The following is a 14,898-nucleotide window of genomic DNA, read 5'->3' as shown; positions in this document are numbered from 1 at the left end:
GCGAGGATGAAGAGACGTTCGCGCTTGTGGGGCGCGCCGACTTCCGCCGCCGTGAAGAGGCCTGCCGCAGGGCGGTAGCCCATGCCGACCAGTCCGCTGGCGACTTCGGGGAAGCCGAGGCGGAGATGATGAGCGACATTCTCGAGGAAGACGAAGGGCGGCTCACACTCGCCGATGATGCGGGCGACATGCGGCCAGAGATGGCGCGGGTCGTCCGCGCCCCGGCGCTTGCCCGCGACGGAGAACGGCTGGCACGGATAGCCCGCAGTGACGATATCCACCGCGCCGCGCCATGGGCGGCCATCGAAAGTGGCAACATCGTCCCAGACAACAGCCTGATCCAGGGACGCGTCTTCCATCCGCGCCACGAGAGTGGCTGCGGCGTAGGTTTCCCGTTCGACATGGCCCACAGCACGATATCCGGGGATGGCGATAGCAAGCCCGAGATCGAGCCCGCCTGCGCCGGAGCAAAGGGAGAGGCCGAGCAGGCGTGCTTCTCCGACTCCGGAGCCAGGTCCGGAGGGATGTAGAGCCAGGTCATGCATGTCACGCGGCGGTCTTGCGCTTTTGCGCGGGTTCGGTTTCGGCGTTGATGTCGGGCGCCGGGGTGCGGGCGGCAGAGTTGTCGCTCAGCCGCTCGGCTTTCACCTGCGCGAAGGTCTGGCCATCGCCATCGAGGATTGCCTCGCGACCGGTTTCTACCTGCCAGCGTTCCACAGCAACATCGACATAGGCCGCGCTGATCTCCATCGCGAAGACGCGGCGGCCGTTGGCCTCGCCAGCCATGACCTGCGAGCCCGAACCACAGAACGGCTCGTAGCACAGCTCGCCTCGCGCCACATGCTGGCGCATCGGGATCCCGAATGCGTCCAGCGGTTTCGGCGTCGGATGGTCGGGGCGCTCGTCCTTGGCGAAGGACGGCATCTCCCACGTAGAGGGCAGCGTCTGCTCGGCGACCTTCGGCGGGCGCTTGCCCTTGATCCAGCCCATGAAGCAGGGCTCGTGCTTCCAGAGGTAATGCGACCGGGTCAGGACACCACGGTCCTTCACCCAGATGATCTGCTGATGCACGAAGGCGCCGGCCTTTTCCCAGCAGGCTTCGAGCATCGCCTGGCGGCGCGAGGCGTGCCAGCAATACCAGGCAGCATCCTCGGCAATCGCCTCGGCCACGGCCGCCGCGATGAAGCCGTCATAGAGTTCCGCGCCCTGCGAACTGTCGTCCCAGGTCGCGCCGTAAGACGCAGACCAGTCCTTGTTACGCGTCGGATGGTTCGAGCCGTCATAGTCCACGAGATACGGCGGATCGGTCGCGAACAGCACCGCGCGCTCGCCGTTCATCAGGCGGCGCACATCGGCATGGCTAGTCGAGTCCCCGCAGAGCAGCCGGTGCTCACCGAGGATCCACAGGTCGCCGGTCCGCGACGCTGGATTGCGTGGCGGTTCGGGGATCGTCACCGGCGGAACACTGGCGCCACCGCCGTCCTCGCCGTCGCCCTCCGGCACGAACGCCAGCAGCTTGTCCAACTCGCCGTCGGAAAACCCGACGAGCGACAGGTCGAAGTCCTCGGCCAACAGGTCGTTCAGTTCCGCCGACAGCAGCGCCTCATCCCAAGTGCCGAGTTCGGTCAGCTTGTTGTCCGCGATCCGGTAAGCCCGGCGCTGTGCCTCGGTCAGATGCCCGAGCACGATGACCGGCGCCTCGGTCAGCCCGAGCTGGGTGGCTGCCAGCACGCGCCCATGGCCCGCGATCAGCTCGCCGTCCTCGCCGACGAGGCAGGGCACGGTCCAGCCGAACTCGGCCATGCTGGCGGCGATCTTTGCGACCTGGTCCGCGCCGTGCGCCTTCGCGTTCTTCGCGTAGGGCTGGAGCCTGGCCAGTGGCCACGTCTCGATCGCATCCGGGGCGAAGCTCAGCGTCATGGTGGGCAAGGTTCCTCGGTCGGGTGGATGTGGGTGGCTTCCGGACTCCGGATGCCGGGCTGGACTCCACACGGAGTCCAGCGGCGTCCGGTCGAAAGGCCAGCGTTCATTGGTGTTTGCGCGGGGCGCGCGTGGCTCCGGCTTTCGGGTGGCTTCCCAAAAAACCGGCCCTGTCGCTGGCGATGTCCCGCGCTTCGCCCGCCAGCATACGAATATCGCCAGGAAGGAACCGGAAACTGCCGTGGGCTGGACCCCGGCCGGACCCTCGCTGGATACCGGGGTCCAGATGGTCCCCGTCAACGCAAAGGGGAGAGCGAGCCCTTCGGCGCACTCTCCCCATCTTGCCTTCGGAATAGCATGGATCTGTTGCAGATGTCGAAGGGAAAAGTGTTGCGACACATTGGAGTCACTGCGCATTCAGGCGCGCAGCGATCTTGGTCAGCGCCAGCTGCCAGCGACGCCAGGCGGTCGTGCGGTCGCACCCCAGCTCGCCGCTGATCTGCTTCCACGGCACCCGGGCGGCACGAGACCAGACCAGCTTGCGCTCCGCCTCCTCGATCCAGAGCACCCAGTCGAAGGTCTGCTCGAGCCGGGTGATCGCGGCGGCCGAGGGCCAGACCCGCATCGGCTGCGGCTCCATCGCCGCGATCTCGCGGCTGGTGCGCACGATGTCGGGCCAGGTGTTGAAATAGCCCTGCGCCTTCACGGGCGGCAGCTTGCGCAGCGTGCGGAACGCCTCCTCGAAATGATCGGCGACGCAGTCGGCGGTCCATTCGCGATCAGCCATGGCGCACCTCCCTGTCGGACGGGCGCGGGCCGTAGAGCTTCTCGCCGAGCTGGCGGACCAGTTCACGCTCGGGCCAGGTGAGGCGGTCGTCATCGGCGGAGACCGCGAGGACGCCCTGTTCCCGCCAGCCCTCGCGCTTGACCTGCTCGGGATCGCGGCGCCGACCGCCGTAGCCGTGGGGGTGCCATCTCATGCGACACCTCCCTTCGTCTCGATCGCCCAGAGCAGGATGGCGATGGCGTCGGCCTCGTTGTCGTCGGCCGGGCTGAAGCCGCGGGCGCGGACGGCGGCGACCATGGCGGCCTTGTCGGCGTTGCCCTTACCCGAGGCGTGGCGCTTGATCGTGCCGACCGGAACGCCCTCGTAGGGCACGCCGCGCAGTTCGGCCCATGCGGTCAGCGTGGCCATGAGACCGCCGTAGATGTGGCTCGCGTCGATGCCCGCGTGGCGACGCACCTCCTCGAACCAGATGGCCGCGACAGGACCGGAGAGCCGGTCGATCTCGGTCAGCCAGTTGGTGAAGCGCAGGTAGCGCATGCCGCCGCCGTCGAAGCGGCCCGGGCGGAGCGAGACGGTGCCGCTGGTGATCAGACCGTCATGGCCGCGGATCGCCCAGCCGGTCGAGGTGCCGAGGTCAAGCGCGAGGATGCAGCGGTTGCGGGGCGTGTCGAGCGGCAGCGATTCAAACCTTGCGCCGTCGCAATTGGGGATCAGAGTCGGCTGAGCCATGATGGGTCTCCTTTGCCGGTGGCCTGTGGTGGTGGAAGACGACGGCGGTCTGGTGCTTGGCGGTACGGGGCCGCCGTCGTCGGATCGGGAAGCGCAAGGAAGCGTCACGGCGGCGCGCGCGGCTGGCCCGGACGTATGGGAGGAGTGGCCACCCCCGTGGGGTGGCCCTCCCATACGTAGTATGGGGGTTTGACACCTAACTGTTCCGGGGAGAGCAAGTTGCTGAAATCATTACGGAATAAGACTTCATGAAGTCTTCGGGCATGAGTTAGGGACCTAACTCTTATTTGTCCGTAACCCGTTGATTTCGTTGAGTTCACAGTTGGCGCTGTCATATGAGTCAGGCCTCACTCATATGAGTTAGGTCGTCCTCGAGCCCCTCCGGGTAGACCCAGACGGCGGGGTTTTCGACCTGCAGGCAGAGCCCGGATTGGGGGCATTTGAAGTGACTGGGCAGGACCGGACGGGCCTGGGTGGTGACCTCGCCGGTGTCCGGATCGACCTCCTCGACGGGCACGCCGAACTGCATGCCCTCGACGCAGAGGTAGCCGAACCGGGACCGGGTCACGGGGAAGCCGAACCCCGAGGGGTCGCGCAGGAACTTCACGAAGCCCTTGGTCGCCAGCACGCTGAGGCGCTCGCGGATGGTGTGCTTGCTGCCCAGACCGCCCCGGTTCTCGAAGGTCTCGGCGAACTGCATGGCGGTGTAGAGGCGCTCGCCCGCCGCCTCATCCAGCAGCATGCCGAGGATGACATCGTGCTTGCGCAGCCGCTCGGCATCGAGCTTGGCGCCAACCTCCTTGCGCACCAGGCGCTCGTTCATCGGGTTCAGCTCGACCCATTCGCCCTTCACCTTGTCGATCAGCTTGCCCGGCAGCGCGGGGCCGTTCCGCAGTTCGATTTCCAGCCTGCGGACGGTGCTGTCCTCGTCGGGCCGGTGCATGAGCAGCCCGGAGGTGTAGAAGCCGCGCAGCGCGCTGGCGCCGGAGAGCGCGAGGAAGGGATCGTCCTTGACCTGGTGCTTGCTGGCCTTGCGGGTGTGGTGAGCGAGGATGACGCCCGCGTCCGGATTGACCGCCTCGCGCAGTAGCTCGACTCGGTCCTTCAGGAAGAACATCATGGCGGTGTTGTCGTTCTCGCCGCCGCCCTCAGGGCCGCCATCGAAGAGGTTGCGGATCGGGTCGATGACGATGATGTCGGGCGGCGCGTCGGGGAATGCGGCCCGGATCGCCTCGGCCACGCGGGCGACGCCCTCCGCGTCGAGCAGCAGCTTCAGTTTCGGGGTGGCGATGAAGGTGTCGCGCGCGGCGGCGATCACGGCGACGGGCAGCGCGATCTGCTGCATGCGCTCGCGCAGATAGTGATACTGGATCTCGGCCTGCAGGTAGAACACGCGCAGCGGCCGGGGCGGCGTGAAGCCGAGGAACGGCACGCCCGCCGCCATGTGCACGAGCCAGGAGATCAGGAAGTCGCTCTTGCCGACCTTGGGCGCGCCGCCCAGCACCAGGAGCCCGCCCGGGGTCAGCACGCGGGGGCCGATGATGTCCTCGGGCATCGGGCTCGTGTCGTCGAGGAGCGCGCCGAGGCTGAAGGTCGGCAGCGGGCTGGCCGGGGCGTCGACGCGGGCCGCGCGCAGGAGCGGCGGACCGTTGCGCTTCACATGCAGCTCCCAGAGCCGTTCGGACTCGGCCATCAGCCGATCGAGCGGCCAGGACGGGCGCAGCATGGCGGCGTTGTAGCCGCAGATCGCCTCCCAGCCCGCGAAAGGGTCGAGGCGGCCCTCGTGCACCAGGCGCACGTAATGGCCGATGGCGGCACTGGCCCCCTGGAACCGCGACCAGTCGTCGACCGCGCCTTCGCGCACCGGCGTGGTGAGCACCGCGTCGATGCCGGGCTTGGCCTGCGGGGCCGAAACGTCGCTGGCGAAGCCCACGCCTGGCAGCGGCGGCATCTCGGCGACCTTGTCGGCGAAATCCGCAAGGTCCACCTCGACGTCGCGATGTTCGCGGATCTGCACGAGGCGTTGATGACCGTGCTTGTGATAGACCGTGCCCGGCACCCGGATCGGCTGGTGCGCCGAGCGGAAATGCGTGTCGCCGCCGACCTTCACGGCGATCTCGCCGCGCAGGCGGCAGAGGGTGGCCAGGTCCTCACCCTCGGCCGGTTCGGTCAGTTTCCACCAGACATGGAGCTTTGCAGCGCCCTCTGGCGTGCGCCCGCCGCTTTCGATGATCAGCGTCGGCGCGCCGAGGTGGCGGGTGACATGGTCCAGCTTGGCCGGGATGTCACCCGCGTCGAGATCGACGACTATGGCCTGCATCTGCAGCACGTCAGCGGCGCGGGCCTGGCCCTGTTCCTCGACCGTGCCGGGGATGACATACACCGCAGCGCCTTCACGGTTGGCCCATGCGGCAAAGGTCGTGAGTTTCCCTGGTGCGCCGTCGTCGGCCGCGATCCAGATATTGTGCGGCTTGCCGTCTCGGCCCTGACCCTTGTCGACGAAGCCGCGGAGCGGGATCAGCCCCTCGCACCAGCTGAAGACCGTGTCGAGGAAGACGGCGATCTGCTCGGGGTCGGGGTCGCAGCCGAAGGGGTTCTCGGACGGCGGCCCGTCGTTGAAGTCCATCCACGGGTTGAAGTGCAGGATGCCGTCGTCGCTCATGCGGGCAGCCCCCAGCAGCGCTCGGCCCACGGGCAGAAGCGGCATCCGAAGAAGTCGGGCGTGGTGGCGATGCGCGGCAGCAACTCGCCCGCATCGGTCGCCTGAAGGATCCGCACGCCACGGTCGGACATGCGCTGCGCGAGATCGGCGTCGAAGGGCACCAGTTCGTGGTGCAGCTCGGCGGTGTCCTTGTTGATTGCGGTGAACACGGCGGGCGCGGCGCTGATGCCGGGCACGCTGGATTCCATGTAGGCCTGATAGACCGCGATCTGGGCGGCGTAGACTGGCTTCGACTTGGTCACGCCGTCCTTGACGCAGGCGCGCCAGTTCTTGGCGTTCATGGTCTTGCATTCCCAGAGCGCAGGAACGGCCAGACCGAAGCCTTCGGGCCCCGCAGCGAAGATGCCGTCGACATGACCGCGGATGCGCCCGCCCGCGACCGAGAAGCCGAACTGGCCGCCATCGGGACGGTTGCCCTTGCGGGTGTAGAGGTCGAAGCCCGCGCCGCGCAGCCAAGCGACTGCCAAGTCCTCGAGCGCGTGGCCGATGGCGAAGATGCGCAGCGACTGGCCGCTGAAATCCTGGCCCTCGTCCTTCGGCGTCGCCGTGAACTCGAACTGCAGGGCGCGCTCGCAGGCATGGCCGAGACGCGAGCCGCCGAGGTAGTCGCGGGGCGGCCGCGTCGCCTGATCGGCGGTCAGCGCCTGATCGACGGCGGCGTTGACCTGCTCCGCGAAACTGGGCCGATGATTGTAATCGAGGGTCAAAACGGCACCTCCGGCGTCTGCCCCTGGGCGATGTCGGACATGGCCTCGCGGAAGCCCTCGACGGCTTCCTCGATCAGCGCGCGCACCTGCGCCTCGGTCAGATCGGCAAGCGGGGTGGCCCAGCCGATCTCGTCCATCAGCAGCGCCATGCGCTTCAAGGTGGCGGTGATCGCGGCGCGCTCTTCCTCGGTCAGGTCAACCATGGCGAAACGCTCCCGCGCCAAACGCGTCCAGAAGGACTGGCAGGGCATCGAGCAGAACCAGACCGATGGCCGGCGCCGCTTCGACCGGTGCGGATCGAACCAGCCAAAACCATGGGTGGGTTGCCGGCAGACAGCACAGAGCGTTCCACACGGATGCCAGAGCCGCCGCCGGTCCTCGGCCGGGATGGGGTTGGATGTGGACATGGGTCATGCCGCCCTCCGTTCGGGAGAGGCCGCCGTGTCGATCAGCTGCCGGATGGCGCGCTTGTTGAAGCCGAAGGTCATCAGCGCCGAGGCGCGGTAGCGCGTCAGGCCGAAGTCATGGCGGCACTCGGGCGGCAGGTATTGCAGCTGCTTCTCGGTCGGCGGCTGGCGAAGCCAGCCCCTCGTCTTGAAGGCGCTCTCGTCGGTCTCGTGCGTGTTCAGCCAGTCGTCGGCCTGCGCGAGGCAGACCGTGCGCTCGCCCACACCCAGCAGATGCGGGCGTTCGCCCTTCGCGCCGCCGATGGCGTACCAGACCCCGTCCAGCCAGAAGATGCCGCCCCAGGCCGCGAAGCCCGTGGCCATCAGCGCATCGTCTGTGCCGTAGAGGTCGACCCACGCGAAGCTGGACCGCTTCAGCAGGTCGATCTCGGTCATCATGAAGCCCGAGAGCGGCGCGGCGTTCCCGCCTTCGCCCGCATCCAGATCCTCGCGCGGGAACGCCTCGCCGCAGAGCGGGCATTCGGTGGCGGCCAGCGGGATCTCCGCCTCGCAGGCCGGACAGGTCTTCGTCGGCGCCTCGCCGGTTTCGGTCTTGCCGTCGAGATCTACATCCTGTTCCAGCGTGCCGTGGATCAGGCTGGAGGTGCCGAAATCCAGCACGACGCAGTCGGTCTTGACGATGCCGGGATGTTCCTCGGGATCGACGGTGCGCAAGCCGCGCCCGACCATCTGGATCATCGTGGACTTGTAGGAGCTGGGTCGCAGCAGCACGACGCAGGAGGTGGGCGGATGGTCCCATCCCTCGGTCAGCACCGCCACGTTGACGACGACGCGGATGTCGCCCGCGGCGTAGTCGGCGAGGATCGCCTTGCGGGTCTCGGCCGCCAGATCGCCGTGGATCAGCGCGGCAGAGACGCCAGCCGACCTGAACGCGTCGGTGACGTGTTCGGCGTGCGCGACGGTGGAGCAGAACACCACGGTCTGCCGGTCGCCCGCCTTTTCCTTCCAGTGGCGGATCACCTCGTCGGTGACGGGGGCGCGATCCATGATGCCCGCCACCTCCGCCATGTCGAAATCCGACATGGTCTTGCGGACCGAGCGCAGCTCGTCCTGGACACCGACATCGATGACGAAGGTGCGGGGCGGCACGAGGTGGCCAGAGGCGATGAGCTCGCCCAGCCGGACCTGGTCGGCGACATTGTCGAAGACCTCGCGCAGGCCCTTCCTGTCGCCCCTGTTCGGCGTCGCCGTGACCCCGAAGATGCGGGCCTCGGGATTGGCCTCGCGCACCCGGTCGATGATGCGGCGGTAGCTGTCGGCGACGGCATGGTGCGCCTCATCGACGACGAGCAGGTCGAGGCGCGGCATGTCGGCGAGGTTCGACGCCCGCGCCAGCGTCGGCACCATGGCGAAGGCGACCTGGCCGTTCCAGGACTTCTCCGTGGCGTCGATGATCGAGGTGGCGACGCCCGGCACCACGCGCTGGAACTTGGCGCGGTTCTGCGCCGTCAACTCGTCACGATGGGCCAGCACGCAAGCCTTGGCCCCGTCGCCGATCATCTCGCCGGTGACCGCCGAGAGCATGATGGTCTTGCCCGCACCGGTGGGCGCCACGCCCAGCGTGTTGCCGCGGGAAGCGAGCGCAGCCACGCTGCGCTCGACGAAGGTCTTCTGGCGGGGGCGCAGGCGCATGGCCGGTCTCCCCCTTACTGCGCCCAGCTCGGCCGCCCGGCGGCGCCGGGGGCGGACGCGGGCTGGCTGGGCTGGGTGGCCGTGGTGAGCTGCTGCGGGGCGTGGCCCTGCGCCAGGGCGGCGGTGAACTGCGGCGCGACCGCGCCCATCAGCGCGGCGTAATCGCGATGGTCGGGCGTGACGGCGGCGCGGATCTCGTTCTTGTCCTCGCCGTTGGTGTCGGTGCCGATGTCGATGCGGGCGATGAACTCGACGCCGTCGAGATCACCGAAGCCGTTGATGCGGCGGCGGGCCTGCGCCTCGGGCGAGTTGTCCTTGTCTGACACGCCGCGCGCCGAGTTGAGGATGCCGCGGATCAGGCCGCGCCCCATGTTGGCCCAGTCCGGGCCCTTGGGGCTGTAGAGGCCGATCAGCGACCAGACCTTGCGCCGGGCATAGGGCCCCTCGAGCACCGTGTATTCGGCGTCGAGATAGACGGCGCCGGTGGCGGCGCGGCGCGCCCAGCCGCCGGTCCAGCCCTGCGAGGGGTCGTCGAAGCCGCCGGGGCGGAGCGTCAGGCGCACCTTGGCGAGGGTGCCCTTCGGGATGACGTTGGTATTGGATTGCGCGGAGTTGAAGTCGTTCCAGGGTCCGGACATTGCGCGGCTCCTTTCAGTTGGAGGATGGGACGCGCAGCGGCGTCGATAGGGGAAAGCCACCCCGGCGACCGGATCGGGACACGGGGCGTGGCGAGAGGCGCTCAGCCATGGCCGGGCTCCTGCGCGGGCGCGGGATCGGCGGGCGTCACCGGCGGCCAGGTCAGGCGTTCGGAGGCTGGCGCCGCGGGACGCTGGATCTTCTCCATCAGCCGCCCGAGATGCGGGGCCTCGACCATGTCGAGGCGGCCCGAGCGGTCCTTGGCCGGATAGCCCCAGGGGTTCAGCGTCTGGCAGACGAAGGCGCGCTGCGGCTGGCCGCCCGGGTCCGGGATGTCGGCCATGGTGATGACCTGATCGACGATCCCCGGCAGTTCCAGACCGGTCTTCGAGCCGTCGATCTGCGGCTGGAAGACCTTGCGATTGAAGTCGTCGAGCCGCTCGTCGAGGATGCCCACGAACCAGACGTGCTTTCCGCGCGTGTGCTGCAGGTGGGTCAGCCAGCCGATCATCTCGCGGCCGTGCAGCCCGTAGGCGCCGCGGATGTCGGGCTTGCCGGTCTTCTCGGAGAAGGCCTCGGGCTGGCCGCGGCACCATTGGAAGCAGAGACGACCGGCCACGGTGATCGAGTCGATGAAGACGGTCTCGTATTTTCCGATCACCGCCGGATCGCCGTAGCGCCCGCAGACCTCGTCGAAATGCGCCTGGCTGTAGGGCTGGTCCTCGCGCAGCGCCGGGTTCGGTCCGCCGATGAACACCGCGAAGTCGCGGCATTCCTTCCAGGTGCGGGGCCGGAGCGTGTCGATCTCCAGCCCCTCGACTGCCAGATCCCCGGCCTCGAGGTCGAGGAAGAGCGTGGTCGAGGCGTTCAGCGTCCAGAGCAGGCTGGTCTTGCCGATGCCGGACCGGCCGAAGATGACGCCCTTGATGCCCTTGCGCTGCGCGAGCCGTTCGTCGGCGCCGATGATGGGAAGGGCCATCAGCGGCCCTCCCTATTCATCACCGCCGTGGCGGCGCGGTCGGCACCGATGCACCCCGCCTCGCGGGCGAGCTTGTAGAGCCGCTTCAGCGCGTCGGCGCGGCGGTAGGCGGCCGTACTCTCCCGCTCCGCCTCCACGATGGCGAAGGCGATCTCGTCGACGGTCGCATCGACGACCGGCAGCGGCTCGCGCGGCTCGTCACCGGGGCGCTGCAGGAGGGCGATGGTTTCGGGGAGGTCTTCGAGGGCGTAGCTCGCCTTGCGAAGACGGGTGATGTCGTCCGGCTGGTCCGGCATGGCTTTTCTCCGTGGGATGATGTGATCGAGGAGGCGCATCAGGCGACCTCGCGGACGTCGGGCGCGGGCTCGGCGACGTAGATCGCCAACAGCGGCGTCCCGTCGGCATGGGCGCCGGCGTCCTCGATCTGATAGTTGCGGTTGGGCTCGCAGACCTCGGTCAGTTCCCAGCGGCGATAGAGCCCCGGGAGACGCCTGAAATCCTCGAGCGACAGATCGGCAGTGCGGTTCATGCGTGTCTGCTTTCGGTTGGAGGGAAGGCGCTCGGGGCGCTCGAATGGGAAAAGCCACCGGCGGGACCGGATCGGGACATCGGTTCAGGAGATTTCATCGAGGGCGTCGTTCAGTCGGCGCATCGCGCGCTGGTACCGCTTGCGAGCGGCGGCCTCGGTCAGCCCCAGTTCGACGGCGACCTCGGCTTGCGAGAAACCCTCGATCGCCACGCGGATCACGAGAAGGGCGTCGTCGCCGAGCAGCTTCCGCACGGCGCCGTTCAGCCGTGCGTACCCGGCCGCGCCGATCCCGCTGTCACCGCTGTCCGCCACCTCGTCGGGATCGGCGCCGCTGGCGAGATGTTCGCGTGTCTGGTCGCGCTGGCGCACGCGGATCATGTCGCGCTCGACATTCCGCAGCACTGTGGCCGCGATCCAGTTGACACGCCCGAGGTCGAGGCCGCGGACAGCCTCGGTGGTGCGCGCCAGAACATCGGATGCGACCTCGTCGGCGGTGCCGATCCTGCGCCAGATCGACCGGCGCCGGATGGCGTCGAGGCCGGGCCAGAGTGCCAGCAACAGCAGCGTCAGGGCGCAGTCGGACGCGGGCCCATTGCCCTGCGCCGCCCTGACGAGCGCGGAAAGGATCACGTTCTTCTGGCCCTGATCGCCGGGCGTGCGGTGCAGCCCATCCAGCAGGGCCGCCGGATCCCGGAACGGTGCGAGGGCGGCCTGCGCACGCCTGACGGCGTCGAAACTGCGCTGGAAGTGAAGGTTCGTGGATGAATGCATGAGGTGATCACGGATCTCGTGCCACGCGAAGGACATCGGACGCCTGCCTTGCGGCCAGGCGTCCGGCGCCTTCTCGTGGCCAGGTCAGGACGTCGCGCGTCTCTGCGATTTCAGGGGGGTGGGTGAATGCGCGCGTCAGCGCGCGGGCGCGGTCGCGTGGTTCAGCGTGCCGCAGCCGCGGCAGGTGGCCTGAACCGGGAAGCCCACGAAATACTCGTGCCCCCGCGCGAAGCGCAGGTGCATGCGGCCGTCCCGGCAGACGCCGAGCAGCTTGTCACAGCGCGTGCAGCGCCATTCCGAGTTGGAGGTGGTGGGTTTGGTCGTCGCGTCGCCGGACCAGCTCGTCGGGGCTGCCTGGCGCGAGGGAAAGGGAGTCGGCATGGAAGTGCTCCTCTATGTGGAGCCCTTCCAGTAATCAGCGTTTTGTTAGACCGTCTCCCGCCGCATGTTAGACCGCTGTTAGACGGTCACTTCCTCGGTTGGCTCGGCCACGGCTTCGGTTGGCTGCGCAATGAGTAGCAGTCGCCAATATCCGTTCTTCGCACCCTTGCCGATATAGACGTCCCGGATGCTGTCCCAGGTCTCCTTCCGGAACGCCTGCTGGGGGCTTCTGGACTCGAAGCCTTCCATCAGCGCCTTTACCTGAACGTCGGGACTGCCTTTCGCGGCTGCGACCACCAGGCGCTCGAAGATTGTAAGTTGATCGTTCCCAGCGAGGTGAAGCGGCTCCCTGCCAGGAATGAACAGCGTGCCGGACTGCTTGCCTGTCCGAACCACCCGCGGCGACACGCCCCCGCGTGCGAGTGAAAGACCGTCTCGGTACGCGAGTTCTATTCCGCCGCGCGCAAACAGCATTTCCTCGTCAGCCGATGCGAGATGGGACAGCAGCGGCATGACGACGTTCGGCCCAAGATGTGACGGCATCTCTTCGCTCGCGGCGAAGACGATGCCCACCCCAGCGGTGTCCCGCGCGCGCAACATCAGATCCAGTCTCTGCGCCGCGTTGGGATCATTGAGCCGCCGGGCGAAATAGACGGGCACATCTGCCTCATCGATCTGGATCGCGCCGACGAGGGTCAGGTCCGGGTCCAGGATCTGGGCCGCCCGCTTGCTCAGCAGCGGCTTCATCAGGCGCATGAGCGTCTCGTGAAGCCACTGAGCGTTGACCGCGAACATCTCGACATCCGACGCGGGGCGCTTGCCGACATCTTCGCCGAAAGGACCGACAGCCTTTACCATGCCTTGGGTCACTGATGGTTTGACGGCGCCTTCCCCATCGACGTCGTCGTCCTCGATGAGAACCACATCCTGACGGTCGCAGCGTTCGAGCAGGCCACCTTCGATCAGACGCTTCGGGTCAAGCCCGAGTTCCAGCAGATAACTTCCGCTGACCTCGTCCTCGATGCGGTCGTGGAGTTGAACAAGCTGGGGGAATATCGCGCGAAGGTCATCATGCGCGATCTGCCTGAACGCGCTCAGGATTCCCCATTCCTTGAGTAGCGCGAAGCCGAGGCTGCGTTCCTCCGGATCGGGCTTGCTCTGCAGGTTGCAGCTCTTCGTGCCTGCAATGGTGATATTGAGCGTCCGCTGCTTCTCATCGCCGATCAGGTTGTAGGCCACCGCGATGGTGATCCGGCTGAACGCTTCGGCGCGCCGAAAGATGTTCCGCGCCCCGAGATATCGGTCGGCAACCTCCTGGATGTCATCGTCGACCGTCACCTTGAGCTGAAGCTTGCGGCGCCAAGTTCCCAGCCGGATCTCGGCTTCGATGACGCGCGCGAACTCGAACGCATACCCTTCGATCTCAGGGGGCTGCAGGAGAAGCGAAGAGCGAAAGCGCGAGAGATTATAGCGCTTCCAGGTCAGCGGCTTCTGGGAGATGTCGTGACCGAGCGCAACTTCGGCGAAGGAGTCGCTGACCGTCTGGCGCACCACGGGGCTGTCCGCGCAGACCTCGATCTGCCGCATCGAGGGCGTGTAGATCAGCGTCGCCTCGTTCGGCGGGCGGTAGTAGATGGTTCCCCGCCGTCCGTCTTGCCGGTGATCGTAGACGCTCGAAAGCGGGCCGCCGTGCCGGACGATCAGCATGATGGACGCAGGGTGCGTATCGGTGGCAGGCAGATCGAGCGCCTTGACCGTGCAGGATATCTCGGGCTTCAGCTCGAGCATGCCCTTGATCTTGGACGCCAGCGCCTTTTCGTCGATGGCCGCCGCGTCGAGGGCTACCTGGTTCTCCAGTTCGACCTCGAAGGCGTCGTAGAGTTTGCCGTGGTCGCGGAACTGTCGGGCGAAGTGAAAGCTCTCCGCATCCTCGAAGGTCTCGCGTTCATGGAGATAGGCCCAGATGCTTCTGCACAGTTCATCCGGTTGTCGGTGAAACTCCTGCGACCGGGTGTTGTCGAGCTGTTGCTGGACAATGGTGGTGAGAGAGGTGACGCCCTTTTTCTCGGCGAGGGCTCGGATCCTTCGTGATCTCTGCTCCGCAGGCCGCAGGTCATCGCGGTCGAAGTCCGACAGCGTCTCCACAAGCGCTTGCCGAAACGCCTCTACTCCTTCTTCGTCGGCGAGGTCGGGAACGTCCTCGGGCAGCTTGAAATCCGGCTCGTTGTCGCCCTCTCGCACCGCGAGGGCAGCCCGGGCGAGGTCTACGCGCGCATCCTCGATCAGCGCCAGAACATGCGGACCGATCGGGGATGCTTTGCGCGCCATAAACTCACCTCAATGAACTACTGCTCTCGATTGATTCAACCTGCGATAATCATGGACAAATCCGTGATCGGCAAGCCCTGATGTTCTCTCCCTGTTCGCATTTCTGCATCCCGTTCCTTTGAGATGTCCCGTCCCAGGCAGCTGGGTGGCTTTTGATCGGTAGCACACCATCGATTATGGCCACCGAAACATGAAACGCCCGAACCCGCTCCCTCCCGACCAGATGAGCGCCGCTGAGCGCCGCGCCGAACTGTGCGGCCTGCTTGCGCTCGGGCTGGTTCGGTTGCGGATGCGGGATGGGGGCGAAGTA

Annotated in this window: 15 protein-coding genes and 1 pseudogene; all 16 read right to left on the bottom strand. The window is 67.3% G+C overall.

What is annotated here, in order from left to right; translation table 11 throughout:
- Positions 1–38: 38 nt before the first annotated feature.
- Positions 39–545: pseudogene (locus ACFSGJ_RS07365) on the bottom strand (DNA cytosine methyltransferase); the annotation flags it as partial.
- Between the two features lies 1 nt (position 546).
- On the bottom strand, positions 547–1,920 hold the full coding sequence (locus ACFSGJ_RS07360) for a site-specific DNA-methyltransferase (RefSeq protein WP_390260340.1): 1,374 nt from the start codon (positions 1,918–1,920) through the stop codon (positions 547–549).
- 406 nt (positions 1,921–2,326) lie between these two features.
- The gene (locus ACFSGJ_RS07355) at positions 2,327–2,707 is read right to left on the bottom strand and encodes a DUF6362 family protein (protein ID WP_018303644.1); all 381 of its coding nucleotides are present in this window, start codon (positions 2,705–2,707) and stop codon (positions 2,327–2,329) included.
- Positions 2,700–2,900, bottom strand: a complete 201-nt coding sequence (locus ACFSGJ_RS07350; protein WP_390260339.1) for a hypothetical protein — start codon at positions 2,898–2,900, stop codon at positions 2,700–2,702. The genes ACFSGJ_RS07355 and ACFSGJ_RS07350 overlap by 8 nt, the downstream gene beginning before the upstream one ends.
- Entirely contained in the window at positions 2,897–3,436 is a 540-nt protein-coding gene (locus tag ACFSGJ_RS07345) for a hypothetical protein (RefSeq protein WP_390260338.1), read from the bottom strand. Before ACFSGJ_RS07345 ends, ACFSGJ_RS07350 begins: the two co-directional genes overlap by 4 nt.
- 340 nt (positions 3,437–3,776) lie before the next feature.
- Positions 3,777–6,098: an AAA family ATPase gene (locus tag ACFSGJ_RS07340; RefSeq protein WP_390260337.1), complete on the bottom strand. Its 2,322-nt coding sequence runs from the start codon at positions 6,096–6,098 to the stop codon at positions 3,777–3,779.
- Positions 6,095–6,865, bottom strand: a complete 771-nt coding sequence (locus ACFSGJ_RS07335; protein ID WP_390260336.1) for a hypothetical protein — start codon at positions 6,863–6,865, stop codon at positions 6,095–6,097. Before ACFSGJ_RS07335 ends, ACFSGJ_RS07340 begins: the two co-directional genes overlap by 4 nt.
- Complete coding sequence (locus ACFSGJ_RS07330; RefSeq protein ID WP_390260335.1) at positions 6,862–7,272, bottom strand: DUF6511 domain-containing protein; 411 nt, start codon at positions 7,270–7,272, stop codon at positions 6,862–6,864. The genes ACFSGJ_RS07335 and ACFSGJ_RS07330 overlap by 4 nt, the downstream gene beginning before the upstream one ends.
- Positions 7,273–7,275: 3 nt before the next feature.
- Entirely contained in the window at positions 7,276–8,964 is a 1,689-nt protein-coding gene (locus tag ACFSGJ_RS07325) for a DEAD/DEAH box helicase (protein WP_390260334.1), read from the bottom strand.
- A gap of 14 nt (positions 8,965–8,978) precedes the next feature.
- Entirely contained in the window at positions 8,979–9,602 is a 624-nt protein-coding gene (locus ACFSGJ_RS07320; protein WP_390260333.1) for a hypothetical protein, read from the bottom strand.
- Positions 9,603–9,703: 101 nt separating this feature from the next.
- On the bottom strand, positions 9,704–10,579 hold the full coding sequence (locus tag ACFSGJ_RS07315; RefSeq protein WP_149894354.1) for an ATP-binding protein: 876 nt from the start codon (positions 10,577–10,579) through the stop codon (positions 9,704–9,706).
- Entirely contained in the window at positions 10,579–10,875 is a 297-nt protein-coding gene (locus tag ACFSGJ_RS07310; protein ID WP_390260332.1) for a hypothetical protein, read from the bottom strand. The genes ACFSGJ_RS07315 and ACFSGJ_RS07310 overlap by 1 nt, the downstream gene beginning before the upstream one ends.
- A 38-nt stretch (positions 10,876–10,913) precedes the next feature.
- Positions 10,914–11,108, bottom strand: coding sequence for a hypothetical protein (locus ACFSGJ_RS07305; protein WP_390260331.1), 195 nt, complete (start codon positions 11,106–11,108; stop codon positions 10,914–10,916).
- A gap of 84 nt (positions 11,109–11,192) precedes the next feature.
- Complete coding sequence (locus ACFSGJ_RS07300) at positions 11,193–11,915, bottom strand: RNA polymerase sigma factor (RefSeq protein ID WP_390260330.1); 723 nt, start codon at positions 11,913–11,915, stop codon at positions 11,193–11,195.
- A 99-nt stretch (positions 11,916–12,014) separates the two neighbouring features.
- Positions 12,015–12,260: a hypothetical protein gene (locus tag ACFSGJ_RS07295; RefSeq protein ID WP_390260329.1), complete on the bottom strand. Its 246-nt coding sequence runs from the start codon at positions 12,258–12,260 to the stop codon at positions 12,015–12,017.
- Positions 12,261–12,338: 78 nt separating this feature from the next.
- Entirely contained in the window at positions 12,339–14,588 is a 2,250-nt protein-coding gene (locus ACFSGJ_RS07290) for a hypothetical protein (RefSeq protein WP_390260328.1), read from the bottom strand.
- Positions 14,589–14,898 lie beyond the last annotated feature (310 nt).

Origin of the sequence: Halodurantibacterium flavum (assembly GCF_042681825.1) — a bacterium.
Lineage (GTDB): Bacteria > Pseudomonadota > Alphaproteobacteria > Rhodobacterales > Rhodobacteraceae > Halodurantibacterium > Halodurantibacterium flavum.
This window is presented reverse-complemented; position numbering and strand designations above follow the sequence as displayed.